Here is a 24899-nt window from a genome sequence, read left to right on the forward strand (position 1 = left end):
GCCCAGCGCTGCAACACTGGACGGAAAAACAATAAATAACAAAGAAGTTTGTACTTTGCTTATTATATCATATTCTGATATGACAAGCAATAGAAAGGATAAGAAATGGCTAACGCTAAAAAGCTGCCTAGCGGAAGTTGGAGGGTGCAAGTATACGCTGGAAAAGATGCGTCCGGAAAAAGAATGTATCAATCATTTACAGCACCTACTAAAAAAGAAGCTGAATTTTTGGCAGCTGAATATATTTATAAAAGAAAAAATACAACCAGAGAAAAACTTACTTTTCAAGAAGCAAGTGACCAATATATAGAAAATCGACAGAACATCTTATCACCATCTACCATTAGATGCTATAGGATTATACAACGAAATTCTGTTCCTAATTTATTAAATATCAAAATTGATAGATTGGCTGACGGCTTTCTGATTCAGCAGCAAATGAACGAGAATGCCAAAAGATATTCTGCGAAAAGCTTAAGAAATCAATTGGGTTTTATTACAGCAGTAATGGGATTTTTTAAATACCATATTAGTGATATTGCAATTAAGCCAAAAGAAAACCACAGTATCCTGGTGCCTACTAAAAACGATGCTGAAAAGATTATGCAATTATTAAAAGAAGCACCTGATATTGAATGTCAGGCGTTGCTAGCCATTACTTGCAGTTTACGTCAAAGCGAAATAGCGGCGATTACTCCGGCAGATATAAAAGGGGAGTTGTTAAGTGTACATGGGGCCAGGATACCAGATGAACATAATAAGCTGGTATACAAAGAAACCAATAAATCAGATGCAGGATGGCGTTCGGTATTAATGCCAGAATATTTGGCAAAAAGAATGGGAGAGCTATGCGCCAGCAAACAGTCCAATGATTGGGTATTTGATACGACACCCTCGCAAGTTTTGCGTAAGTTTAAGAGATTGCTTATATCTCATGATATGCCACCGTATACAATGCACTCTTTACGCCATTGTTTTGCTGCTATTATGCATGCTCGCAATGTACCAGATAAATACATCATGGAAATGGGCGGCTGGTCTAGTGATAACGTGATGAAAAAAGTGTATCAATACACCTTCGAGGATGAGACAAACAGAGCAAAACAACAGGTCAATCAATATTTTGATAACTTGATTTCTGATGATTCTGAAAAGCAAAATTGATACTATGCAACACGAAATACAACACAAACAAAAATAAACCCTTTATTTTAGGCACTTTATAGATGTTTTATGAAGGTTCGAGTCCCTCCTTCTCCGCCAAACAATAATGGGCACTGCTTCATGAAGCAGTGCCCATTATTCAAAATTTACTTAGGAGAGATCTGTATGCCAGACTATAAGGCTATGTATTATCACTTGGCAGGGCGCATGGCGACTGCTATTGATGCGCTGGAAGCTACCACCAATGCGTTGGTTGACATTACTGAAAAGCTGAAACTGGCGCAACAGAGTACAGAGGAAATGTTTATTTCCAGTCCTGATGACAATGAGGATTCTCTGGACAACATTTCAGAATAAGAACCGCAATCCGCAAATTCCATAAGCGGCAGCTGTAGTGACGGGATATTACACGTCAACATGAGTTGCACTCGCTTGTAACGCATGCACAACGGGTTTTTCTATTTTGAAGTTTTGTATGCGCATTTGCGGTGGATATCTATTTCGTAACAGTCAGACTAAAGCGAACAACCCTTAAGCTATAGTGGTTTGAGGGTTGTTCTGTTTTTTCTAAATAAAAAATATTTTGTGCAAATAATTTTGGAGGTGTTCAGTGAAATCTAGACTTCTTAAAAACTTTATTCAAGAAATACAATTTAAAAATCGCAATCCAAAAGAAACAAGAGTTCTTGCATTATTAGATGATATATCTACAAATCCGGAAAGAATATTTCAACAGGGAGAAAAATTATATCGTAGCCGAATTATTTTAAATGAAGAAGAAATTAATAAAAAAACAGGATTCTATGGATATGATGCAGAACAAAGTTTTATACCGCCATGGAGAATAACCCGTGATCTTCGAGCAAATTATCGGTACATTCCTTATTTGTATTGTTCTAATCATCCATATAAGAGGTTCGACCTCGAATAGGAGCTAAAATTAGCATTGCAACTATTTTGGTAAATCAAAACATTAATCTATTAGATTTTACTATCCAAAATAAACCTACGAAGATGTCGGAAACCAAATATAATCTATTTGTAGAATTATCTAATTTATATTCTAAACCAATAGCAAATGATGACGATACATTAGACTATATTCCTACTCAATTTATAGCGGAGTATGCGAAAAATCTTGGATATGATGGTATAGCTTTTACAAGTTCTCTAGCACCAGAAATAAATAATACAAATTTAGAACGTTTTAATGTGGTTATATTTAATTATCAAAAATGTTCTGCTATTAAATCTAATGTTATATGTTTAGAAGCTAATCATTCTGAATTTCATCAAATTGATAATGATTTAGATAAATTGAACACTGATTGCTATGTTTTAGAGCAATTAATAGCTTTATAATATTTTTTTATTGCAAATAATTATTGGAAGAAGATTGCCGTACCTCAGCTTTCGCTTTGGTATGGCTTTTTTATTCCAATCTATTGCCAAAAATAAAAGTATCAAGCAATGCTGTGCTCCATAGTACTATTTTAAGTCGCTATTTTTTTCGTGCCTTTCACTTTTCAACTCGCATAAATCTCATCGTTATTACTTTTTCTACGTCTAAATATACCATAAAAAACCACCATCCTATTAAAAGGATGGTGGTTTTCATCTCTAGTGAAACACTTTTTATGCGTGCAAATTAGAGACATTGTTTTTATTTTTTGTGCTTTTTGGTAGCTACAAGAGCTGCACCAGCTAGAGCAATCATAGCAACTGCTGCTACTGGAGCTGCAACATCGCCAGTCTTACTTGCATTTGCTTTTGGAGTAGTCGTCTCCTGTCCGGTTTGTGTTGCATTATTATCGGTAGCAGATGTTCCTCCATTTGTTACTCCGTCCACTGCCACCAATCCCTTAATTGCAGCCTGCACATTTTCTACTGCTGTATCTACTTCGTCCTGAGTTGCGTTATCGTTATTGTATACTTCTTCAGCTGTTGCCAAAGCTGCTGTCAATACCGCATAGCTTTCCGCTGTATATGAATTTGCATCTACCGCTTTACCATTCTGGATTACTTGGTCAAGGATCGCCTTATCAGCTTTAAATCTCAAATTCAACATTGCTTGCAGTAATGCTGTAGATACTTCGTCAATTTCTGCCTGCATTGCATCACCATCATTGAAAGTAGTACGTGCATTTGCTAAAGCAGTGATAAATACCTCTTTCCCTTCATCAACGTATTTATCAAGATTAGCTTCGATGGTTCCAGCTGCTGAGATCAAAGATTCCAAGCTAGATTTATCTCCTTGTACAAATCCAAGTTTATGGATTTCGTTCAACAGTTTTGTCCAAGCATTGTAAACATCTGTTTCGGTTGCTGTAATATCTGCTGCTACTTCTTTTGCTTCCTGTAATACTGCTTTGAAGCTTTCCTGTACAGATGGAATTACCTGATTAAAGTTTTCGTCCGCCATTTCATCTTCAGCATATGCGATTACTTTGTTCAGGATGGTCTTATCGGCTGTGCTAGCAACAATATAACCATCTGCGATAGAGACTGTCAACTTGCCATCTTTTACAGCAAAATCATAAGAACCAGATGCTAAACTAAATGTTGCAACTTGTACGTTATTACGGATTGTCATACCTGTATAGGTAACACCTGCGATGTTTTCAAAATCTGCTACTACAGATTCATCTTCTACAGGCAGATATAAGGTTGCGGTTGTGTTTGCAGGAACAGTTGCACTATATGTGTCAATAGTGCCTTCTGTTGCGGTCCAATCACTTTCAATTGTACCATAGTTGGATTCATAGGAACCTTCCAAACCAGTATAAATACCGCCAGCCAATGGCTGCAATACAAAATCTTGGTAGCCAGCATCACCGTTTGCGTGGTCAGTTGTAATACCCATCTGGTATTCATACATCCAGGAGCCCACAGCACCCAACGCAAAGTGGTTAAAGGAGTTCATAGCGCTATTTCCGTTCATTTGGAATGCTAATTCATAGGAGTTCCAACGTTCCCACATGGTAGTTGCGCCTTTTGTTACAGGATACAGCCAAGAAGCGTATTCTGTACAAGTAAACATATTATATGCGTCATCAATATTACCGCCTCGAGTTAATGCTGGTAAGATATTTGGTGTTGCGTTAAATCCAGTTGTAATAGAGTATGCTGGACAATCCAATTTTTGTCCACTGCTTCCTCCAGGGCCACTGTTTCCTTGAACAACACCTGCGCCATTGCTGCTCTGGTTAGGATCCTGTGCCAATACAGACAAACGTGCATTTGCCGCTTTTAAGTTTTCATCACTTACACAGTTAAAGTTCAATGGTGCTGCATAGGATGCCTGAGTATCCATAATTTCACCATTTTTGTCTGTAGTCATACCTAATTCGGAATTAAAGTAAACTTCATTCCATTCTTGTTTTGCTAAATCATGGCGGGATTGAATTTCATCCGCAATGTCAGTTCTACCAATGACACGTGCCATTTCAGCAGTAGCTTCCATCAAGTAAATATAAATTGCATTGTTTAATAAATCAGAATCTGTACTGCCGTCTACTGCTAACCAGTCTGCTTTACCGTTTGTCATGCTAGATAAGCCCGTATAGGTTTTGCCTTTTGCTTCTAAGTCATAGCTATCCATACCATCTAACCAAAGTTTCATGGCATCCATGTTTTCTTCAATAATGCGGGTATCACCATACTGGGTATACATCTGCCATGGAACCATACAAACAGCGCCGCCCCACGTGGTACTGTTCGCAAAGCTATCAAATTCTTGTTTTGGATCACTGGAGCTGTACTCTGGAACAGTATCACCGATAGAACCATTTCCGTACTGGTCATCACGGAGGGCTACCATCCACTGACGGAAGAAGTTCAAGGTGTTCGCATTATAAGTGGAGGTTCTAGAGAATGCCTGGGCATCCCCTGTCCAACCCATACGTTCATTTCTTTGTGGACAGTCAGTTGGGATAGACATAAAGTTACCTAGTTGACTACGCTGGATATTTTTAAACAATTGGTTAACATAACCTGTAATCGTATCATCAGTTGTGGTAGCGTCATAGGTACCAGATAATTCGTCAATCGAAGATATTACAACGCCTTTTACATTCTCTGCTGGTAAGGCTTTCCCTAAACCAGGAACAGTAATTTGAATATAACGATATCCACGGAAGGTAAAGCTTGGCTGAATTACTACATCACGGGTTTCATCTTCTTTGGTTGCGGTGTAAAAATCAGTTGCCATAGCTGCACGATAGGTGTCATGAAGGACACGACCCGCTACATTTGGACGGTATTCTCCATCCGGTCCATATAGGTTAGTATATTCTTCATTTGTATTTTGAGAATCTTCGTTTCCTGGATAGATATCTTCACCATAGCGGAAAATAACGGTATCTCCCTCTTTCAGGGTACCTGCTGGGATTGTAACGGAAGGAACCCCTACCATTGCGACACCCATATCATAGGTCCAAGTATCATTATCATTGCTGTGGGTATTTAAGATACGAGTTGTATCCAAACGTTCAAACTCCCGGATTGGCGTATCGTATCTGGCAACAATGTCAAAATCAATCCAATCCCGTTGTTCTACTACTTCACATGGTTCCCAGGCGGAATCATCATAAGCTGTTGTAGACCAACCATTGGTATCTCCATTTACAGAAATGGCAGCTTCTTTGTTTGCATTGTATCTTTCCCCTTGGAAGAAACTAGAATACTCAATTGGTCCGTCGTTGAACATTTTCCAATCGTCAGGATTGGAGGATACTACCTGAGTGGAACCATCTTCATAAGTAATAACCAGTTTGGATAATAGTCCTTCTGTATCACCAAAGAAGTTCATATTACCAGGAGAGAATGTCATATAGCCAGTGTACCATCCGCCTGCAAGGATAGCGCCCATCGCATTTTCCCCATCCTGGATCATATCGGTAACATCGTAAGCATGGTAAGTCAAAGTATCACGGTATTGGCTATCCGCTGGATTAAACCAATCTTCTCCCATACGTCCACCATTGATGTACATTTCATAAATTCCCATTGCAGTAGCATACATTTTAGCGCTCTTTACTTTTTTGCTAGTATCTGTACTAAATGTAGTACGAACCATATTCAAAGAGCCATAACTTGGATCCGCATAGGACAAGATCCCTTCCGCACCGCCGGATACACGGATCGCCTTATTATTAGTAATGCTGACACCATTCAAGCCTCTAAAAATATCATAGGTAGCACCAGTATCTTTGCCAAATACTACTTTATGCGCTTCATCCGTTTTCCCAGTAGTATGAATTACATAGTTGGTAACTTCAAATTCTTCCCCTGGATTCGCGGCAAAACCAACAGATGCCAAGTTTGGGAAAGTATTGTAGTTGTTGCCTGTACTCATTGCACTGATAGAGAAGGAACTATTTCTGCCAGATCCTTCTTTAATCGCTTGGCCATCAATTTTTACAGTAATAGAACCTGTGGAAACATCAATATTGATGTTATGTGGTCCATACATATTTTCTGGAGTAAAGATACCAGCTTTAATATCAATGGTTTGGTCTAAAATTTCAGTACCATCATTTTCTACATAATCATAGCCTTGTTTATAAACATTTAATTTAGCACCTGTTCCATCTGCTTGTACGCCATCTACATCCAATTCCAGGCGAACCCAGTTTTCACCTTCCGCATTCCATACATTCTGGAATTGATCGTTCAAACGGTAATCGTCCGCACCAAATACCAAGCTTGCTTTTGTACCCTGTGTCAATTCAACATCAGCGTTAATCGCGTATACACAAGCGCTTGCGGCATCCAATGTCATTTCATTGGTACCGATAAACTGAGCGTTTTCACCCCAAGCGCTGATGTCCGGATTCATCAAACCTGTTTCAAATTTGCTTTCCTGGGTATAGCTTTGTCCAAAAGCATCCCAAACAGTCAAATCCCAACTGTAAGCTGTTTCCGCTGTTAATGCTTCCCCTTCGTAGTAAATATCAGTGCTTTCATTGCTCTCAACCTTACCACTGTCCCACATAGTAGCACCATCAGAATCCCTGGTAACTATAATTTGATAAGCGGTTTGCTGTTGCCCAATAACAGTAGAATCCATTTCCCAACTAAAAACAGGTTTTTCATCTTCCACAGCTAAAGGAACATCATAATCATTGGTTTTAAGGTTTAAAATCTCGGTTGCCCTGCTGTATGTACTGGAAACAGCAGCAGCATTTACCGCTGATGCAACAGGGACAGCCACTGTTGCCAGTAAGGCTGTGGAGACGCATACCGCAGCAATTTTCATGAATAATTTTGATTTCATGGTCATACTCTCCTCAATTATCTTCATCTTTTGATTTTTATTTTGATTGTATCAGCAGAACCCATAATTACTTTCCTCCTTTCGTTATATTTGCTGATATCAATCTCCTCTCTCAACTTAACTTTGTTGAGCATAGTTAAATTTTAGCATGATTTTGATGCGAAAAATATAATAATATCGTATTAGAAATTCCTCATTTATAGGCAAATCGTACTTTTTTACTGAAGATAATCGTTTTATCAATTTGAAAAACCAAAAAGTAAAACCCTTGTTACGTTCTATTATTTTTGACGTAACAAGAGTTTTACTCCATGAGTGCCTTATTGACACTACTAAAAGGCTCTATTAAAAAGGAAAAGAGAAAAGAAGAAAAATCCAAATCTGTTATGAAATAAACAGTAATTGGAATAATTCTATTTTAAATGAGAATAAAAGAAAATTCTATATTACAATCAGACCATTTGTTTTTATTTTATAGGAGAATCGTACCTATTAATGAATATCTACTATGTTAGCACACCGAATGAAAACCTTAATCCCAATAATAAGTTGATATAATTTCCTTTGGCTTATTATATTCAAATCGAATTTTTATGCTTATATATCAGATAAATCATGATCCATAATAGAATAAATAGAAAAATAGGCCTTGCTAATTTCGCAAGGCCTATTCATTACAAACATTATTCTGCTGGTTCTTCTTCCATATCCAGATCAGGACCGAAATCAAACTCTAAATTTTCGCCGCAATTTGGGCATGCAATTGCACCTTCATCCAACATTTCTTCGTTGACACAGATTGTATCACCGCAAGTTGGGCAGGTTACTTCATATAAATCTTCGTCATCATCACAACAATCACAGTCGTCCTCTTCACAGCCACAACCACAATCTTCGCCATAGACAACTTCTTCTACTGCACCCAAATCTTCATCCAGAACATCCAACAGTTCTGTTGTTTCATCAGCAGCGTCTTCTAAATCCGCCACAGTCAATGCCAGGTCTTCCAGCAAATCGGTAATTGCTTTGAGTACTTTTACTTCATCTTTATTGTCATCTAATTTCAAGCCATCGGTCAGGCCTTTAATGTATGCCACTTTTTCTGTTAAATTCATACCTTTTACCTCCCTTATGCAGAAAAACCTGCATGGTATCTAAAACTTTTACCTGTGTTATTATTCCCCTGATAAAAGCCCCTTATGACGGATATTTTAAGAAAAGATTATGCTCTTTCCATATATTCGCCTGTTCTTGTATCAATGCGGATTTTATCGCCTGGTTCAATAAACAGAGGAACTTTAATTTCCGCACCAGTTTCCAGTGTAGCTGGTTTGGTTGCGTTTGTTGCAGTATTGCCTTTAAAGCCTGGGTCAGTTTCAGTAACTTCCAGTTCTACAAAGTTTGGAGGTTCTACCCCAAACACATTGCCTTTGTAGGACAATACTTTTACTTCCATTTCTTCTTTTACAAATTTGAACGCTGGACCCAGTTTGCTTTCATCAATAGGTTCCTGTTCGTAGGTTTCCATATCCATAAAGTAATACAGGGAACCATCCGCATACACATATTGCATGTTACGGCGTTCAATATATGCTGTTGGGAATTTTTCTGTTGGGTTAAAGGTTCTTTCGATTACGCTACCTGTAATAACATTTTTTACTTTAGCACGAACGAAAGCAGCACCTTTCCCTGGTTTTACATGTTGGAACTCAACAACTTGAAGAACGTTGCCGTCCATGTCAAAAGTAACACCATTTTTAAAATCGCCAGCTGAAATCATATACTACCTCCATAATGTTCTTATCTTTAACCATTTTATCTTAAAATCAAACAATTTGCAACCCCTATTTATAAACAAATCAATTCTTTTTTACAATTTGTAAGGTTACGGCATCCATTTTCGGTTACAACAACCATATCTTCAATTCTTACACCAAATTTTCCCGGGAGATATAGACCTGGTTCCACTGTTACTACCATCCCTTTTTGTAAGATAGTTTGAGAACGGGGGCTTAAATTGGGCTGTTCATGGATTTCCATTCCAACGCCATGCCCTAAACTATGTCCAAAAGCTCCTTGGTAACCTTGCTGATCAAAATATTCCCGAACTACATTATCCACTTCCTGGCCTTTCTTTCCAGCGCAGACTGCTTCCAACCCCATTTTTTGACCTTCCAAGACAGTTTGGTACAAATGTTCCATTTCCTCAGTGGGTTTACCAATTACTACAGTTCTGGTCATATCACTATGGTATCCGTGAACCATAGCTCCAAAATCCATGGTGAGGAAATCACCGGATTCCAAAGGCTTTTCGGTTGGAGTACCATGAGGGGAAGAAGAATTTTTTCCCGATACTGCGATTGTTTCAAACGAGATATCATCTGCTCCATGAGAACGCATATATTGATCAAGCTCAAATGCAACCTGTTTTTCTGTAACCCCTGGTTTGATAAAATTCAAAATATGGTCAAAAGCCTTTTCAGTAATTTCCTGCGCCGCTAAAATCTCATAAATTTCATCCGGTGTTTTGACCATCCGTAGCTGATTAATTAAATCACTAAAAGTGGATGTAGTATCAAAAGCATAGTCGGTAAAATAATCCTTTAAACGGAGATATTCCGCCAATGTAACCCGTTCAATCTCCACCGCAATAGTTTTACACTGGTGTTTTTTCAAAATTTCTTCCAATTGTTTATTGTAGTCTTCCAGTAAAACCACCTGGCACCCTTGGATTTCACGGGCGGCTTTTTCATAATACCGAAAATCAATAATCAAATAAGCTTGCTCTTTGGTTACTACTAGCATCCCTGCACTGGACAAAAATCCAGTAAAATACTGCCGATTGGTAGGAGACATAATGACCCCACAGTCAATTTCTCGTGGCAATTGTTGCATCAATTGGTTTAAACGCAACATTATTCATCACTTCCTAAATTAATTCTTTAATTGCGTGCAACGCAAGAATGTAGCTGTATTTTCCAAACCCCGCAATCTGTCCAACACAAACAGGTGCAATAACAGAATTGTGACGAAATTCTTCCCGGGCGTGAATATTGGAACAATGTACTTCTACACAAGGAATTTTAATGGCAGCAATGGCATCTCGAATAGCATAACTGTAATGGGTATAAGCACCTGCGTTGATGATAACACCATCAAATTGTTCCCTAGCCTGTTGGATGGTGTCAATCAGATCCCCCTCATGGTTGGATTGATAAATGGAACAATCCAAACCCAATTCAGCAGCTTTTGCGGAAATCTGCTCATTAATACTTTGAAAGCTTTCTTTTCCATAAATCCCAGTTTCACGTACGCCAATCAGGTTGATGTTTGGCCCATGGATGACAATAATTTTTTTCTTCATGTTTGACTTCCTTCCATTTATTTTAAATATTTTTGATACATTTGTTTCATACTGCTGGCATCTTCCGCCTGTGTACCAGCGGATTCACAGATAAAGGTGGGAGACAAATCCCGCTGAGCAATCAATTCTGCCAAAGGCTCGAATTCTGGCCCAAAAGTTTGGTCTTCAAAGGTTAAATGTGCCTTTTCTCCTCCTTTTAAGGTATATTCAATCTTGCTGAAATGAGAATGAAATCTTTTTGCACGGTCGTTTCCTAATTTGTTTTGAATGGCATCCAAAATAGCTACGTAATCCTGTTGGGTTGCGATTCCACCAAAAGTCCTGGCATTTAAGTGGCCAAAATCAATGCAGGGAACCAACCTTTCATCCAACGAGCAAAGTTCCAACACTTCCTCCAAATTTCCCAGCTGATTTACCTTTCCCATGGTTTCCGGGCAAACAGTAATATCTCCAAGGCCCAGTTCATCCAAGGTAACCAACGCTCTGGACAAAGTATCTTTTGCCAACTCTAAAGCGTGTTCCCTTGTGATTTTTCCACAGGAACCAGAATGGGCTATAATCCGGGTTGCGCCCATCGCTTTGGCTGCTTTCGCACTGTCTACCAAATAACGGATGCTATTGTCCCGTTTTTCTTCCTCAACACTGGACAGCGAAATATAGTAGGGGGCGTGGATGGATAAACGGATACCTTTTTCCTTTGCCAGTTCCCCAAACGCTTTTGCCTTTTCCTCCGAAATTTTTACACCACGTCCACATTGGTATTCAAAACAATCCAAGCCAAACGAAAGTAAATAATCAGGCACTTCGTGCAGATGTTTATGTCCTCGTGCTTTAAAACTCTCGCTGTTCCCAGCAGGTCCAAATAGAGCAGGCATATATTAATTTCCTTTCTTTTTATATTTATTTAACCAAGGCCGTTCCAACTTTCTTTTAATACGGAATAAGATTCCATCTTCCAGTAAAAATGGTTCCACTAAAATACTGTGGGTTTTTCCTAGATTTGCACCTAAAATATCTGTATAAATCTGGTCTCCCACCAAGGCAACCTGGTCTTTTTGTAAGCCAAATCTCTTTACTGCCTTGTTTAATCCAATTGGGATGGGCTTACATGCCCTAGAAATAAATTCTAAACCAAGTTTTTTTGCAAAGGGCTGAACCCGTTCGGTAGTATTGTTGGAAAGAATCATCAACTGTATACCGTCCCGCCTCATCTGCTCCAACCATTCTATCACACCTTGAGACGGCTCCGGATGGCCATGTGTGGTTAATGTATTATCCACATCCAAAATCAGCCCTTTAATGCCAAAACGCTGCAATAGATTGTAATCGATATCCATTACATGCTTTACTGCGATTTCAGGTAAAAATAAAGACATACCATCCCTCCTTATTCATCTATTTTATTATTATACCACAACAAAAAAGCCAAAGGCAAAACAATTTTTTTACCTTTGGCTTTTTGTCAACCCATAAAAACACAAAAGCCCGAAAAAATCGGGCTTTTAGTATTACACGGTTCTGTGTGCAAATATTATCTGTATTTGCGTTTACGTGCTGCTTCGGATTTCTTTTTACGTTTTACAGAAGGTTTTTCGTAGTGTTCTCTTTTGCGAACTTCGGAGATAATTCCGGATTTTGCACAAGATCTTTTAAATCTTCTTAACGCACTGTCCAAAGACTCGTTTTCTTTTACACGAATTTCTGCCAATTTATTTCCCTCCCTTTGCCACACAGACAGAGGTGTTATTTTATCAAGAAAGACATGCCAATAAAAAGCATAGGTATATTATATCTTATTACCATCAATAAGTCAAGTTCAAATCTGACAATTGACATTTTATACAAAAAAAGATACAAAATTTATCCAGATTATTTTACTACGATGTTTACTAGTTTACCTGAAACATAAATTTCTTTTACAATCTGTTTGCCGTCCATTGATGCTGCTACCTTTTCGGAAGATTTTGCAGCGTTTAAGGCGTCCTCTTTGGAAGATTCCGCATCAATGACAATCTTATCACGGATTTTACCATTTACCTGTACAGCAATTTCTACCTGGGAATCTTTACATTTTGCTTCATCATAAGTCACCCAGCTCTGCTGGTTCAACATTCCTTCAAATCCTACTTGCTGATAGATTTCCTCTGTAATATGAGGTGCAAATGGATTCAGCATAATCAAAAATGCTTTTAATTCCCCTTTGGTAATGCCATCTGTAGCAGTAATTACATTTAACAAGGACATCATAGCAGCCAAAGCAGTATTGAATTTTAAGTTTTCAATATCTTCAGATACTTTTTTGATGGTTTTGTGCATTTCACTTTCTACTTCTTTGCGATAACCATCCTGGTCAATCACGCTGTTTTGTAGGTTCCAAACACGGTCCAGAAAACGTTTACATCCTTTGATGCTGGCAGAACTCCATGGAGCTGCCTTTTCAAAATCACCGATGAACATTTCATACAGACGCATGGTGTCTGCACCATATTCTTTCACAATATCATCTGGATTTACCACATTGCCGCGGGATTTACTCATTTTCTCGCCGTTTTCACCTAAAATCATACCATGACTAGTACGTTTTTGGTATGGTTCCTTGCAGCTTACCACGCCGATATCATACAGGAATTTATGCCAGAAACGGGAATAAAGCAAGTGCAAAGTAGTGTGCTCCATACCACCATTATACCAGTCAACCGGCAACCAGTAATCCAACGCTTCTTTTGCTGCCAAGGCATTGACATTGTGTGGATCACAATAACGGAGGAAATACCAGGAAGAACCAGCCCACTGTGGCATAGTATCGGTTTCACGTTTTGCAGGTCTTCCACAAACTGGACAGGTTGTATTCACAAATTCCGGAAGGTTTGCCAGTGGGGATTCCCCATCTTGAGTCGGTTCATAAGATTCTACTTCAGGCAATTTCAAAGGCAATTGGTCTTCTGGGATTGGAACAGCACCACAATGTTCACAGTGAACAATCGGAATTGGTTCCCCCCAATAACGCTGACGGGCAAATACCCAGTCACGCAGCTTAAAGTTTACTTTTGGTTCGCCTTTTCCGTTTTCTTTTAACCAGTCCACAATTTTCACTTTAGCTTCTTCTACACTTAAGCCGTCCAACATACCGGAGTTTACCATTGTGCCAGTTGCACAATCGGTAAAGGCTTCTTTGGTAATATCACCACCAGCGACTACTTCAATAATTGGCAGATCAAAGGTTTTTGCGAACTCATAGTCACGGGTATCATGGGCAGGTACTGCCATGATTGCACCAGTACCATAGCTCATCAGTACATAATCAGATACGAAAATAGGAATTTCTTTATTGTTTACTGGATTGATAGCACGTACACCTTGTAGTTGTACACCAGTTTTATCTTTATTGACTTCCGCACGTTCAAAATCAGATTTTTTGGCAGCAGCATCCTGATAAGATTTTACTTCGTCATAATTAGTGAGGACATCTTTATATTTTTCAATAATAGGATGTTCTGGAGCAATAACCATATAGGTAGCACCAAACAAGGTATCTGGACGAGTGGTATAAATCACCAGGTCATCCCCTTGAGTAGTGGTAAAGGTCACTTCCGCACCGTGGGAACGCCCAATCCAATTGCGTTGCTGAATTTTAACTGGGTTAATATAATCCACATCGTCTAAATCGTCAATCAAACGGTCCGCATAAGCGGTAATTTTCAACATCCACTGAGATTTTTTCTTATGTACCACTTCACTGCCACAGCGTTCACAAACACCATTGACTACTTCTTCATTCGCCAACACGCATTTACAGGAAGTACACCAGTTAACAGCCATTTCTTTTTTATAAGCCAAACCTTTTTTAAACAGCTGGAGGAAAATCCACTGGGTCCAATGGTAATAGCCTGGATCTGTTGTATTAATTTCCCGGTTCCAGTCAAAGGACAATCCCAAAGATTTTAACTGGGATTTAAAACGGGCTACGTTTTTTTCTGTTACAATTTCCGGATGGATGTGGTTTTTAATCGCAAAGTTTTCGGTTGGCAAACCAAAAGCATCCCAGCCCATTGGATACAGCACATTGTAACCTTCCAAACGGCGTTTTCTCGCAACAATATCCAAAGCGGTGTAAGAACGTGGGTGCCCTACATGTAGACCTTGTCCAGATGGATAAGGGAACTCTACCAGAGCATAATATTTTTTCAAAGAATAGTCATTTTTTGCGGCAAAGGTATTTTCTTTATCCCAAATATCCTGCCACTTTTTTTCGATTTTCGCAAAATCGTACGTCAATTTTTTCAACTCCCATATTTATTTTGGTAAAAACCAAATGTTTCTTAATCAATCTTTTGTTTCTTCTAATAATTCTGATACAGAAATCTGTTCGCCATCTTTCCAGAGACGTTCTAAGTCATAAAATTCTCGTGCTTCTTTGTAGAACATATGTACTACTACATCGGTGTAATCCAAAATAATCCAGTTGGCAGAAGTATCCCGTTCAATTCGAGTTGGTGTTTTTCCAACCTGTTTGGTTTGGTATTCTACTTCGTCTACTAAAGATTTTACATGGGTGCTGTTCGTACCATCCGCAATGATAAAGTATTCCCCTAAAATTGTAAGATCCCCTACACGGATTACCTGAATATCCTCTGCTTTTTTATCATCTAAGGTTTTTACAACCTTTTTTACTAATTCTAAAGTAGTCATTCGTCACTACCCCCTTCTGTAGTTCCGGAAGATGTATCATCCGTTCCTCCGGTCAACTCATTTGCACTTCCTCCAACATTATCCAAATAGCTAACCGTATTCGCAATTTCCTCAAGTCCCAAATCATCCACCGTAATTGGAGCCAAGCCATAACGGAAATTCTGGTTAATTAAGTCTACCAACAGTTGAGCATGGATACTATATACCGACTGATTGCCATAAGAGCTGGTTTTTACCGTAGCGCTTTCCCCTGGTACCATAGTAAATGTGATATTAGAAGAATTTAATTTCAATACTTCTGACCCAATGGAAGCCATATCTCCTACTGTCATATCAGTTGTCATTTCTTTTGCCAAACCAGGAAGCATGGTAACTAACTGTGTTTTGCTAGTACTAAGCAATTTATTTACCAAAGAGGCCATAAACAGACGTTGCATTTCCAAACGGTCAATATCACCGTTACTATAGCCTTCCCCATGTCGTTGACGTACAAATTTTTCTGCCTGGTCTCCATTTAGCACTTGTTTACCAGGGTCTAATTCTACCCCATCCAAATTAATTGGATTTGGAACATCTACTTCAACGCCGCCAATTTGGTCAATTACCTGACGGAAACCTTTCATCGTAATAGTAGCATAATGGTCAATTGGGATATTCAGCTTATCATAAATAAACTGTGCTAACCCCTCAATCCCTTTATATTCCTCAACATGAGAAGAGGCATATAGGGCATTAATTTTACCTGTACTAGTATATTCTTCTCCAATATAGGTATCCCTTGGAATTTGCAATACCGTCACATTTTTATCTTTTACATGGAAACTAACCACCAAAATAGTATCCGTCAATTGGTTAGTTTCCCGTCCATCATCCTGGTCAATCCCCACCACTAAAAAGTTGATAACATCCTCTTCCACGTTTTTGATGGAATCATCCAATCCTGCTCCATTAGTATCCGTATTATTGGCAAACAAGCTGGAATTCCAAAATGCCATCCCCGCAATCGATAAAGCGGAAATCACAATTAGGACGATACAAATTGCGATTAAAGGGCTTTTCCGCCTTTTCTTTTTATATTGTTTTTTTCCTTTTGTAGGGGAAGCCGCTTGTTTTCTTACACGTCTTGAATTGCTGTAAATATCTTTTGCCATTATAAAACCTCCGGTATCTTCTTGATCAAATCATGATAAGCTTGTACACTGTCAGGATGAAGTGGCTTCTGCTTTTGTATGAGCATCCCCAAATTATATTTTAAACTGTATAGTATAGCGTAATCCAAATTTTTTTCTGCTAACTTCCGTTGAACCTCCACTCCATCATAATTACGTTCTTCACTGGTACAATCCGCAATATAAATGATTTTTTCCAGTAAAGACATGCCTTTCCGGGCAGTAGTATGATAACGCACCGCATTGATCACATCCTGATCATGGATTTGTAGCTCGGTTTGGATATATGCCGCGCCAGCAATGGAATGCCATAATGGAGGACTATTTCTTTCAATATCAGTTAGTATTATACCATTTGTTAAAAAATATTGCAATAAATAATTTGGTTCCTTATTTTTCATCACATCATGCAATAATGCAGCCAGTTTTGCTTTTTGTTTATCGCCATGATGGATTTCCGCCAACTCTACTGCTTTTTTTACAACACATAATGTATGATGGTAACGCTCCGGCGTCAGTTCATGTTGCACAATATCCTGTAATTCGGGAAAGGATATTGTTTGATATAAATGGTGATGCTGAATATACTCCTGAACTTTTACGTCCAATAACTTTTCACAAGATTCTCCTGATTTTATTTTTCTACGAATTTCTGTAGAAGACATTGGCAATATATCTGTGGATATAATTTCTACAGTACCAGCCACCCGCATTAACTCCTTAGCTTTTTGCTGCATGGCTTGGTATTCGTTTTCTCCTCTAGCTCCAGCGAAAACAATCACTTGCTGTAATATTTTTTGGTAATCCTTCCACTGGTCAAAGGTAAGAATCATATCGCTTCCCACAATTAAAAACAACTGGTCGTTTGGATATTGCCGTTTTAAATATTCCAAGGTGCGGATGGTATAGCTCTGCCCACCCAGTTGAAACTCCACATCCGAAACAGTATAGCCTTCTGTTTCAGGAAAGACCAGTTGACACATAGCAAGCCTATGATGGTTATCCACCAAATCCTCTGCTGTTTTATGTGGGGGACGGTTAGTGGGAATAACCAAAATTTGGTCCAGTCCTTTTTTCTCCTTGATTTGTTGGACCATCTGCTGGTGTCCTAAATGGACAGGGTTAAATGTGCCACCAAAAATTCCAATCTTAGCCATTATAATTCAATCACCGGCTCCTCTGGATTTGGACGGTATAACACAAACCGCATTCCAATGACCTGAACGACATCCGCATTTAACGCCTCAGCCAATTGCTGTGCCGCTTCCCTGGCAAAGACAGGGGCAGTTTCCAACACACTCAGCTTAATCAGCTCTTTTGGCAATAGCGCTTCTTCTACTTGTGCCACTACCTCTGGAGTAATACCGTTTTTTCCAATTTGGAACAAGGTTGGCAGCTGGTTTGCCATTCCCCGTAATTTTGCTCGTTGTTTACTTGTCAGCATAATGGTTCTCCTTTTCACTTTGTTGGATATATTTCGCCATTGCCCGCAATGCTTTACCACGGTGGCTAATAGCGTCTTTTTCTTCCGCCGTATATTGGCCGAAGCTACGGTCTCCAATCATAAACAGAGGATCATAACCAAATCCTTCCGTCCCTTTCCGTTCAAAGCCGATTTCTCCCTTACAGGTTCCAGTAAAATAATGGGCTTGTCCTTGTTGGTCAAGGTAACAGATGCAGCAGACATACTGGGCTTCACGGTTAGATTTTCCCTGTAATTCTTCCAACAATTTATCATTGTTCTGTTCATCGGTAGCGTGTTCCCCTGAATATCTGGCGGAATAGACGCCTGGGCGGTTATCCAAAGCTGTTACTTCTAATCCGCTATCATCCGCAATGGTCGGGCAGTGGAATTGTTGGTAAATAGCGTCCGCCTTTAAATAAGCGTTTTCTGCAAAAGTTGTACCCGTTTCTTCTACCGAACCGGTAAAACCCGCTTCGGATTGGGAACAAACTTCAAACCCCAATGGGTTTAAAATACGGGAAAATTCCCGTAACTTTCCTGGATTTCCTGTTGCAATAATTACTTTCACAGCCAGCCCTCCTATTCTTCAAACAGTGCGTTAACAAAATCAGTCGGATTAAACGGCTGTAAATCATCCAGTTGCTCCCCAACGCCAATGTATTTAATCGGCAAGCCAAGGTCTTCTTTGATGGCAATCACTACGCCGCCTTTTGCGGTACCATCCAGTTTGGTCAAAATAATTCCAGTGATACCAGCTGCTTCTTTAAATTCCCTTGCCTGGTTGACACCATTTTGTCCTGTAGTAGCATCTACTACCAGCAATACTTCTTTATCGCAGCCTTCTGCTTCCCTCTCAATGACACGGGAGATTTTGTTCAGCTCGTTCATCAAATTTTTCTTGTTATGCAACCTCCCAGCAGTATCACAAATGGCAACATCCATATTTCTGCTTTTCGCTGCTGCAATAGTATCAAATACCACAGCTGCTGGGTCAGATCCTTCATCATGGCGCACCATTTGCACCCCACTGCGTTCCGCCCAGATTTCTAACTGGTCGATAGCTGCTGCACGGAAAGTATCTGCTGCACCTAAAATTACCTTTTTCCCCTGTGATTTTAAATGGGCTGCCAATTTACCAATCGTTGTTGTTTTGCCTACCCCGTTTACACCAATGACTAATATCATGGATGGCTGTGTGGAAATATTCAATTCTTCCCCACCGGAAAGCATATCAATCATAATTTCTTTTAACAGCTCCCTTACTTGTGCAGGGTCTTTTATTCCACGTTCTTTTACGGTTTTGCGGAGTTGTTCACAAATCCGCATAGAGGTATTTACCCCAACATCGGACATGATCAAAATTTCTTCCAGTTCTTCAAATAGTTCTTCATCAATCTTGGTAAAAGAATGGAAAACATGTTCCATCTGTTTTACCATGTTCTCTTTTGTCTTTTTTAATCCGTTTTTAATCTTATCAAAAAAGCCCACGGAAATATCCCTCCTAAGCATTCTGCAACTGCATTTTTTGTTCAATCTCTGTCACTTTTAACTCCAGCAATTTAGAAACCCCCTGCTCCTGCATGGTAACGCCATATAAAACATCAGCCTGTTCCATAGTACCACGACGGTGGGTAATAACAATAAATTGGGTTTTATCATCTATTGTTTTTAAATAGGACGCAAATTTTGCAACGTTAACATCATCCAGTGCCGCTTCAATCTCATCCAAAATACAGAATGGAGATGGATTTACTTTCAGGATGGCAAAGTAAATAGCAATCGCTACCAACGCCTTTTCACCACCGGATAGAGCAGATAGATTTTTAATAATCTTCCCTGGAGGTTGTACCTGAATCTCGATCCCACATTCCAGAATATTTTCCTCATCATCTAGGTTTAAACTAGCTGTACCGCCACCAAATAATTCTACAAAAATTTCACGAAAATGATGGTTGATTTGGTCAAAGGTAGCCCGGAACATCATGGTCATATCGCTAGTCAAATCCCGGATTAAACGTTCCAGTTCCTGTTTGGAATGTTCCACATCCTGAACTTGGCTGTTCATAAATTCATACCGTTCTGATACTTCCTGATATTCTTCAATCGCGCCAACATTGACTGAACCCAACCCTTTAATTTTCGATTTTACCAAATTCAGTTCTTTTTGGAATTGGAATGGGTCATCAAATGACACCGCGATTTCTTGTGCTTCTGTTGGGGCAACCTGATATTCCTCCCACATCCTAGAAATAATCGAATCATACTCTTTTTGCATAGAAGTTTTCCGTTCCTCTAAGCGTGCTAGATTTTGTCCGATTTTTTCACGGGAAGAGGTTTGTTCTTGCTCTTTCCGACGCAACTCGGTTGTCTGTTGTTCCAATTGATTTTTATTCAGAATAGACTGTTCGATTTTAGCGGTTAAAATAGCCTGCTGTTCTGTAAAATTGTTGGATTCTTCTTCCAACAGGACAATTTGCTGCTCTAACTGTTTGATTTGCTGTTGGTGGGTTTGGATGTTTTGCTCTAAATCCCCTAAACGGTCCTGAGCAGAACGGGAACGGTTTTCCAACTCCTGCAAAAACATCTGGGCGTTTTCCAGCTCTTTTCCACGTTCCGCACGTTGAATCCGCAATTGGTTCATCTGGTCATCCAGTTCTTTTCGTTGTCCGACCAGGTCATCACGGGATTCCTTCAAGCCAGAAAGCTCCTGTTCCACCGCTTTCATCTCGGTTTCCGACTGTTCCACAACCTGCTCCGCCTGCTTGATTTCCTGCTGGAAACGTTCGATTTCCAAAGCACACCGATCAGTTTGTGATTGTATGTCCCGCAAACGCTGTTGTTGTTGTTCCTCCAATTGAGAAAGACGTTTTTGCTCCCCAGTATAACGGATCATATCCTCATTCAAGACGGTCATTTCACTGTCAATGCCCTGTAGCTGTGCTTCCAGTTGGGACACCTGGGAATCTAACTGCTGTTTGGTCCCTTGATAACTTTCCTGTTTTTCAACCAAACGTTTTACCCCTTGTTGCAGCTCTGAAATTTCATTTTTTCGATTGAGCAAGCCTGCGTTTTTGTTTTGGGAACCGCCTGTAAATGAACCGCCTGCGTTTACCAATTGTCCATCTAATGTGACAATCCGGAATTTATATTGGTATTTCTTCGCAATTACTGTGGCGTCATCCAAATCCTCTACCACAACAGTGCGTCCTAACGCATTTAAGATAATCTGTTCATAAGCAGGGTCATAATGGACCAAATCCGAAGCAAGCCCCAAATATCCCTCTTCATTCTGTAAATTCTGCTGTAACTTGTTGCCTCTTATTGATGTCAATGGTAAAAAGGTTGCACGCCCCGCTTTTTTTTCCTTTAAAAAACGGATTGCCCGTTTTGCCGCGTTTTCATTTTCCACAACAACATGTTGCAACGAACCGCCCAAAGCGGTTTCGATCGCAATGGCGTATTTAGAAGGAAGCTCAATCAACTGGGCAATTGTCCCATGAATTCCAGGGAGCTGCCCATGTTGGCTTTCCTTCATAATTGTTTTTACACTGTAGGCAAATCCTTCTAAGCTATTTTCCAAATCAGAAAGGATTTTAATCCGCTGTTGATAGCTAGATATCTCTGTATTCAGCCTGTCGAGATAATCGTTTAATTCCTGCTGTTTTTTCTTACGGCTTTCCAGTTTTAACTGGTATCCTTGTTTGGAATTGGACAAACTACCTCGGTTTTCTTCCAACTGTTCCAACAGCTGTTTTACTTCCATCAGTTCTTCCTGATTGGCATTGGCTTCAGACTGTCCACGAGAATAGTTCTGTTGTAATAATTCCTGTTGATGATACTGCTGTTGAAGCTGGTCCTGTTTTGTAACAATCCCCAATTTATTTTTAGAGCGTTCCAATACTAAATGGTTTAAACGCTGGTTTAATTGCTCGTAATAATCAGAAAAATCAGAACCCTGTTGGGACAACTGCAATAACTGTTGTTCTAATTGCTCCAGCTTTATTTGTAGTTCTTCCATTGCAGTTTGCAAGGTTTGGATTTCTTCTGCTTTTTGCAGTTTTTGTTGTTCCAACTGTTCCGATGTTGCGGAAAACGCCCGAATTTCCTCTTGGAAACGTTGTATCGTCTCCTGGTTATGTTCAATATCGTTGTGCAATACCGCTATTTTGGCAATGCGCTGGGAACTTGTTTGTTCATTCTGTTCTTTTTGCAAACGTAATTGTTCTGTTTGCATTTGCAACTGCTGGATTTGCTCATATACCTTTTGGGTTTGTTCTTCGATTGTGTTCAATTCACGTACAACAGTATCATAATTTTGGCGTGCCAATAATAGCTCATCTTCCTGTTGGCGCAGGTTTTGTTTGGAGGATTCCAATGTATGCACCCATAAAGAGATTTCCAGTGTTTTTTTCTGGTCTGCCAACTCCAAAAACTGTTTTGCTTTTTCAGACTGCTCTTTTAACGGTCCAATACGGGATTCCAATTCCCCTAAAATATCCCTCAAACGCACCAAGTTTTCTTCTGCCTTTTGCAATTTCCGTTCGGATTCCTGTTTGCGGTAACGGTATTTTGTAATTCCAGCCGCTTCCTCAAAAATTTCACGGCGGTCACCGGAACGGGCAGAAACAATTTCATCAATACGCCCTTGTCCAATGATGGAATATCCATCTCTGCCAAGTCCAGTATCCATAAAAAGTTCTACAATATTTTTTAGTAAAACAGGTTTTCCATTAATGAAATACTCACTCTCACCAGAACGGTAATACTTTCTGGTAACAACTACTTCGTCCCCTTCCCAATCCAATAGATGGGTAGTATTATCAAACGCCAACGAGACCTGTGCGAATCCCTGTGGCTTGCGGTCCTGCGTACCGCCAAAAATAACATCCTCCATTTTGCTGCCACGCAAGCTTTTCGAGGAGGTTTCTCCCAATACCCAACGCACCGCGTCACTGATATTGCTTTTTCCACTTCCGTTTGGGCCTACAACCGCAGTCACGCCCTGATGGAAGTCCAGTTTTGTCTTATCTGGAAACGACTTAAAGCCTTGCATTTCCAAAGATTTTAACAGCAACCCGACACATCCTTTACTATAATCTCATTTCCTGCAATTTGTTTATTTTGTACTACGGTAACTTGATATCCCATCTGCTCTAAAATATGTATATTGCTTTTTTTCTGTCCAATCAGCTGGGATACCCATCTAGGGTTTACCTCAATGGTAATCTGTTTCGATTGCATTGTTTCCAATTGGCGCAATACCTTTTTGAGCACCCGTTTGCTTTCACACAATTCTCGGAAAGCAGGATGATATATCCCACCAACCATTTTTTGTTGCATTTCATCCTGGGCATGTAGTCCCAGACGAATAACACGGATATGGTTGTCCTCAAACATTCCCAACAAATCAGCACAGATATCCACCGCCTTTTCCAGAGAGAAAGGATGGTATTTCCCCTGCTGCAACAATTCCGCCAAACGGGTGTTGGGCAATACCACTGTTGGATAAATCCGAACTGTGTCAGGCCTACACGCAATGAGTTGCTCCGCTGTTTTATATGCACTTTCTTCCGATTCTCCATATAATCCTACCATCATCTGAAGACCCAAAGAAAATCCATAAAAACGAATCCGACTGCTGGCATCCCGCACCTGCTGGGCGGTATGACCACGCCCATTGAGTGCCAGCACGTTGTCATCCATACTTTGTGCGCCTAACTCAATTGCTGTTACACTGTATTGCTGTAACAGTTGCAACATATCATCCGGCACACAGTCTGGACGGGTGGAAATCCGGATTCCAGAAAAACCATCTTTTCCAAGAAAGGGCTGTGCTGCCTGCAATAATGCCAGCATTTTTGGCTGCGGAATGGCCGTAAAGCTTCCCCCAAAAAACGCGATCTCAGTCTTTGCCCACTGGGATTTTGGTATTTCCCTACATGCTTGTTCACAAACCTTTTGCACAGTTGTCCCATCTGGCTCCACATGGGTAGCGGAAATCACATGTTGGTCACAAAAGCTACACTGGTAAGGACATCCCAGATGGGGGACGAAAATCGAAATATTAGCATGTTTCATAGCCCATCAATTCCAGCGCCTTTTGTGCGGCAGCTTGCTCCGCCTGCTTTTTGCTTTTTCCAATCCCTGTTCCAATAATATTGGAATTGAGATGGACTTCAACTTCAAAGGATTTATCATGGTCAGGACCACTCTCGCTTACCAACACATAAGTTAGCTTTTCTTCTGGATTTTTTTGGATAATTTCCTGCAGGGTCGTTTTAAAATCACTGGTTACCCTGATTTTAGAAGGGTCTAAATTGTCTGGTATAAATTTTAAGACAAATACCCTCGCCTGTTCCAAGCCACTATCCAAATAAATCGCTCCAACCAGGGCTTCAAAAGCATCCTCCAAATTGGAGATCCGTTCCCGGCCGCCGGAGTTCTCTTCTCCACAGCCCATGAGCAAATAATCCCCCAAATGGATAGATTGGGCAAATTTTGCCAAACTTCGGCTGCAAACCAAAGCAGCCCTGGTTTTAGTCAGTTCTCCTTCTGGAAGATCTGGAAATTGAAGGAATAAATAGTTAGCCACAATAACGGATAAAACAGAATCCCCTAAAAACTCTAGGCGTTCGTTGTTCTTATGTCTCTTTCTTCCTTCATTGGTATAGGAGGAATGGGTTAGAGCCTCCCGTAATAAATGTTCTTTTTTAAACTGATATCCAATTATTTGTTGAAAATCTTTCATGGTATGTTCCAATGTTGATTTTA

Annotated in this window: 22 protein-coding genes; 4 read left to right on the plus strand and 18 right to left on the minus strand. The window is 39.8% G+C overall.

From position 1 onward, the window contains the following. Positions 1-105: 105 nt before the first annotated feature. The 4 genes from BQ2683_RS02535 to BQ2683_RS02550 all read left to right on the plus strand — a co-directional run bounded on the left by BQ2683_RS02535 (position 106) and on the right by BQ2683_RS02550 (position 2526). Complete coding sequence (locus BQ2683_RS02535; RefSeq protein WP_069987196.1) at positions 106-1164, plus strand: site-specific integrase; 1059 nt, start codon at positions 106-108, stop codon at positions 1162-1164. 165 nt (positions 1165-1329) lie between these two features. Beyond that, complete coding sequence (locus BQ2683_RS02540) at positions 1330-1521, plus strand: hypothetical protein (RefSeq protein WP_069987197.1); 192 nt, start codon at positions 1330-1332, stop codon at positions 1519-1521. Between the two features lie 253 nt (positions 1522-1774). Next, the gene (locus BQ2683_RS02545; protein WP_069987198.1) at positions 1775-2095 is read left to right on the plus strand and encodes a hypothetical protein; all 321 of its coding nucleotides are present in this window, start codon (positions 1775-1777) and stop codon (positions 2093-2095) included. Positions 2096-2121: 26 nt separating this feature from the next. Next, complete coding sequence (locus BQ2683_RS02550; protein WP_069987199.1) at positions 2122-2526, plus strand: RES family NAD+ phosphorylase; 405 nt, start codon at positions 2122-2124, stop codon at positions 2524-2526. Between the two features lie 301 nt (positions 2527-2827). Here the strand turns inward: BQ2683_RS02550 and BQ2683_RS02555 are convergent, their stop codons facing one another. The 18 genes from BQ2683_RS02555 to rnc form a co-directional block, all read right to left on the minus strand. Further along, a complete protein-coding gene (locus BQ2683_RS02555; protein WP_069987200.1) occupies positions 2828-7441 on the minus strand; it encodes a family 78 glycoside hydrolase catalytic domain in 4614 nt (1537 codons plus the stop codon). A 683-nt stretch (positions 7442-8124) separates the two neighbouring features. After that, complete coding sequence (locus BQ2683_RS02560) at positions 8125-8556, minus strand: CD1247 N-terminal domain-containing protein (protein ID WP_069987201.1); 432 nt, start codon at positions 8554-8556, stop codon at positions 8125-8127. A gap of 107 nt (positions 8557-8663) precedes the next feature. Continuing rightward, complete coding sequence (gene efp / locus BQ2683_RS02565) at positions 8664-9221, minus strand: elongation factor P (RefSeq protein ID WP_069987202.1); 558 nt, start codon at positions 9219-9221, stop codon at positions 8664-8666. A 68-nt stretch (positions 9222-9289) separates the two neighbouring features. After that, positions 9290-10357, minus strand: a complete 1068-nt coding sequence (locus tag BQ2683_RS02570; RefSeq protein WP_069987203.1) for a M24 family metallopeptidase — start codon at positions 10355-10357, stop codon at positions 9290-9292. Positions 10358-10370: 13 nt separating this feature from the next. After that, positions 10371-10805 (minus strand): type II 3-dehydroquinate dehydratase, encoded by a 435-nt coding sequence (gene aroQ, locus BQ2683_RS02575; RefSeq protein WP_069987204.1) that lies wholly within the window; start codon positions 10803-10805, stop codon positions 10371-10373. A gap of 17 nt (positions 10806-10822) precedes the next feature. Then, entirely contained in the window at positions 10823-11680 is an 858-nt protein-coding gene (locus BQ2683_RS02580) for a TIM barrel protein (protein WP_069987205.1), read from the minus strand. A 3-nt stretch (positions 11681-11683) separates the two neighbouring features. Beyond that, the gene (locus tag BQ2683_RS02585) at positions 11684-12181 is read right to left on the minus strand and encodes a YqeG family HAD IIIA-type phosphatase (protein ID WP_069987206.1); all 498 of its coding nucleotides are present in this window, start codon (positions 12179-12181) and stop codon (positions 11684-11686) included. 155 nt (positions 12182-12336) lie between these two features. Further along, the gene (gene rpsU / locus BQ2683_RS02590) at positions 12337-12513 is read right to left on the minus strand and encodes a 30S ribosomal protein S21 (protein ID WP_069987207.1); all 177 of its coding nucleotides are present in this window, start codon (positions 12511-12513) and stop codon (positions 12337-12339) included. 161 nt (positions 12514-12674) lie between these two features. Next, the gene (leuS, locus tag BQ2683_RS02595) at positions 12675-15080 is read right to left on the minus strand and encodes a leucine--tRNA ligase (RefSeq protein ID WP_069987208.1); all 2406 of its coding nucleotides are present in this window, start codon (positions 15078-15080) and stop codon (positions 12675-12677) included. A 48-nt stretch (positions 15081-15128) separates the two neighbouring features. Next, positions 15129-15494 (minus strand): ribosome silencing factor, encoded by a 366-nt coding sequence (gene rsfS, locus BQ2683_RS02600; RefSeq protein WP_069987209.1) that lies wholly within the window; start codon positions 15492-15494, stop codon positions 15129-15131. Continuing rightward, a complete protein-coding gene (locus BQ2683_RS02605; RefSeq protein ID WP_069987210.1) occupies positions 15491-16645 on the minus strand; it encodes an LCP family protein in 1155 nt (384 codons plus the stop codon). Before BQ2683_RS02605 ends, rsfS begins: the two co-directional genes overlap by 4 nt. After that, positions 16645-17820, minus strand: a complete 1176-nt coding sequence (gene nadD, locus BQ2683_RS02610) for a nicotinate (nicotinamide) nucleotide adenylyltransferase (RefSeq protein WP_069987211.1) — start codon at positions 17818-17820, stop codon at positions 16645-16647. Before nadD ends, BQ2683_RS02605 begins: the two co-directional genes overlap by 1 nt. Further along, the gene (locus BQ2683_RS02615) at positions 17820-18107 is read right to left on the minus strand and encodes a YhbY family RNA-binding protein (RefSeq protein ID WP_069987212.1); all 288 of its coding nucleotides are present in this window, start codon (positions 18105-18107) and stop codon (positions 17820-17822) included. The genes nadD and BQ2683_RS02615 overlap by 1 nt, the downstream gene beginning before the upstream one ends. After that, positions 18094-18696 carry an RdgB/HAM1 family non-canonical purine NTP pyrophosphatase gene (rdgB, locus tag BQ2683_RS02620; protein WP_069987213.1) on the minus strand — a complete coding sequence of 201 codons (603 nt, stop codon included), beginning with the start codon at positions 18694-18696 and terminating at the stop codon, positions 18094-18096. The genes BQ2683_RS02615 and rdgB overlap by 14 nt, the downstream gene beginning before the upstream one ends. 11 nt (positions 18697-18707) lie before the next feature. Beyond that, on the minus strand, positions 18708-19616 hold the full coding sequence (gene ftsY / locus BQ2683_RS02625; protein ID WP_069987214.1) for a signal recognition particle-docking protein FtsY: 909 nt from the start codon (positions 19614-19616) through the stop codon (positions 18708-18710). Positions 19617-19629: 13 nt separating this feature from the next. Continuing rightward, on the minus strand, positions 19630-23202 hold the full coding sequence (gene smc / locus BQ2683_RS02630) for a chromosome segregation protein SMC (protein WP_069987215.1): 3573 nt from the start codon (positions 23200-23202) through the stop codon (positions 19630-19632). Continuing rightward, positions 23193-24206, minus strand: a complete 1014-nt coding sequence (locus BQ2683_RS02635; RefSeq protein WP_069987216.1) for an elongator complex protein 3 — start codon at positions 24204-24206, stop codon at positions 23193-23195. Before BQ2683_RS02635 ends, smc begins: the two co-directional genes overlap by 10 nt. After that, entirely contained in the window at positions 24193-24876 is a 684-nt protein-coding gene (gene rnc / locus BQ2683_RS02640; protein WP_069987980.1) for a ribonuclease III, read from the minus strand. The genes BQ2683_RS02635 and rnc overlap by 14 nt, the downstream gene beginning before the upstream one ends. Positions 24877-24899 lie beyond the last annotated feature (23 nt).

This window comes from Massilioclostridium coli, assembly GCF_900095865.1.
GTDB classification, from domain to species: Bacteria; Bacillota; Clostridia; order Oscillospirales; family Ruminococcaceae; genus Massilioclostridium; species Massilioclostridium facile.